Origin of the sequence: Helicobacter pylori, from assembly GCF_003637665.1 — a bacterium.
GTDB classification, from domain to species: Bacteria; Campylobacterota; Campylobacteria; order Campylobacterales; family Helicobacteraceae; genus Helicobacter; species Helicobacter pylori_CK.
On record NZ_MVWR01000022.1, the window covers coordinates 1 to 2,267 of the forward strand.

Below are 2,267 nucleotides of genomic sequence, written 5' to 3' on the forward strand. Positions count from 1 at the left end.
TTTAAGCAAACCTTAAGCTTTCTATGACTATACTTTCATTTCCTTGTTTCAGCAAGGGCTTTTAAAAAGCCGCTTGATACCTTACAAGGATAGCTGATTAAAAGCAAACGATCTTTGAAAACTAAGCAAATTGATAGAAGTTCTTTTTAAAGGGATATTCTAAAACAAAATAAGTAATGACCGACTAAATAGAGTGAGAGTTTTTATAACTTCCATTCTTTTATAAGAAATTCTTATCCAACCAGTGCCAATCAATTTCATTGATTATGATGGTTATATCATTATGATTGATGACTGAATGGCATGAGAGTATTTACTAGGTTAGCATTTGGCTAAACCTTTTTAAAAAGTTTCTTTCTGTTTTGTTGTTGTAATACTTAAGAACACAACCCGTTTTATTCAATAAAGTATAAAAAGTATAAAACGAGTTCTTGTGATACGCTAAAGCTATTGTTAGAAATAATGATAGCCTATCAAAAAACAAAAGAGCTTTAGGACAAACACTTTTATGGAGAGTTTGATCCTGGCTCAGAGTGAACGCTGGCGGCGTGCCTAATACATGCAAGTCGAACGATGAAGCTTCTAGCTTGCTAGAATGCTGATTAGTGGCGCACGGGTGAGTAACGCATAGGTCATGTGCCTCTTAGTTTGGGATAGCCATTGGAAACGATGATTAATACCAGATACTCCCTACGGGGGAAAGATTTATCGCTAAGAGATCAGCCTATGTCCTATCAGCTTGTTGGTAAGGTAATGGCTTACCAAGGCTATGACGGGTATCCGGCCTGAGAGGGTGAACGGACACACTGGAACTGAGACACGGTCCAGACTCCTACGGGAGGCAGCAGTAGGGAATATTGCTCAATGGGGGAAACCCTGAAGCAGCAACGCCGCGTGGAGGATGAAGGTTTTAGGATTGTAAACTCCTTTTGTTAGAGAAGATAATGACGGTATCTAACGAATAAGCACCGGCTAACTCCGTGCCAGCAGCCGCGGTAATACGGAGGGTGCAAGCGTTACTCGGAATCACTGGGCGTAAAGAGCGCGTAGGCGGGATAGTCAGTCAGGTGTGAAATCCTATGGCTTAACCATAGAACTGCATTTGAAACTACTATTCTAGAGTGTGGGAGAGGTAGGTGGAATTCTTGGTGTAGGGGTAAAATCCGTAGAGATCAAGAGGAATACTCATTGCGAAGGCGACCTGCTGGAACATTACTGACGCTGATTGCGCGAAAGCGTGGGGAGCAAACAGGATTAGATACCCTGGTAGTCCACGCCCTAAACGATGGATGCTAGTTGTTGGAGGGCTTAGTCTCTCCAGTAATGCAGCTAACGCATTAAGCATCCCGCCTGGGGAGTACGGTCGCAAGATTAAAACTCAAAGGAATAGACGGGGACCCGCACAAGCGGTGGAGCATGTGGTTTAATTCGAAGATACACGAAGAACCTTACCTAGGCTTGACATTGAGAGAATCCGCTAGAAATAGTGGAGTGTCTGGCTTGCCAGACCTTGAAAACAGGTGCTGCACGGCTGTCGTCAGCTCGTGTCGTGAGATGTTGGGTTAAGTCCCGCAACGAGCGCAACCCCCTTTCTTAGTTGCTAACAGGTTATGCTGAGAACTCTAAGGATACTGCCTCCGTAAGGAGGAGGAAGGTGGGGACGACGTCAAGTCATCATGGCCCTTACGCCTAGGGCTACACACGTGCTACAATGGGGTGCACAAAGAGAAGCAATACTGCGAAGTGGAGCCAATCTTCAAAACACCTCTCAGTTCGGATTGTAGGCTGCAACTCGCCTGCATGAAGCTGGAATCGCTAGTAATCGCAAATCAGCCATGTTGCGGTGAATACGTTCCCGGGTCTTGTACTCACCGCCCGTCACACCATGGGAGTTGTGTTTGCCTTAAGTCAGGATGCTAAATTGGCTACTGCCCACGGCACACACAGCGACTGGGGTGAAGTCGTAACAAGGTAACCGTAGGTGAACCTGCGGTTGGATCACCTCCTTTCTAGAGAAAAGCTTTTAACATTCGCTTGTTAAAAGCCAAAGAGTATTACCTGACAAAAGAACTTCTTGTTGCTTAGTTTTGAAAGATTGGGCTTTTCTTTCTTTTTTTTATTCTTGATTGTTTTTAATATTTGCTTGCTTATTGTTTGTTATTTCTTAATGCTTATATTTTTAGTTGTTAGTGTCTTTATATTTAATGTTTAATGTGTTTAGTTTGCTTGTGTTGGTTTCTTAGATCTTGCTTTTTGTCTAAAGTTTT

General features: G+C 43.2%; 1 rRNA gene and 1 pseudogene. One reads left to right on the forward strand and one right to left on the reverse strand.

Annotation, left to right across the window (positions count from 1 at the left end):
- Positions 1-316: 316 nt before the first annotated feature.
- Positions 317-504, reverse strand: a pseudogene (locus tag EAL49_RS08620) (hypothetical protein).
- 1 nt (position 505) lies between these two features.
- Here EAL49_RS08620 and EAL49_RS08170 point away from each other — a divergent pair.
- Positions 506-2,009, forward strand: a 16S ribosomal RNA gene (locus tag EAL49_RS08170).
- Positions 2,010-2,267 lie beyond the last annotated feature (258 nt).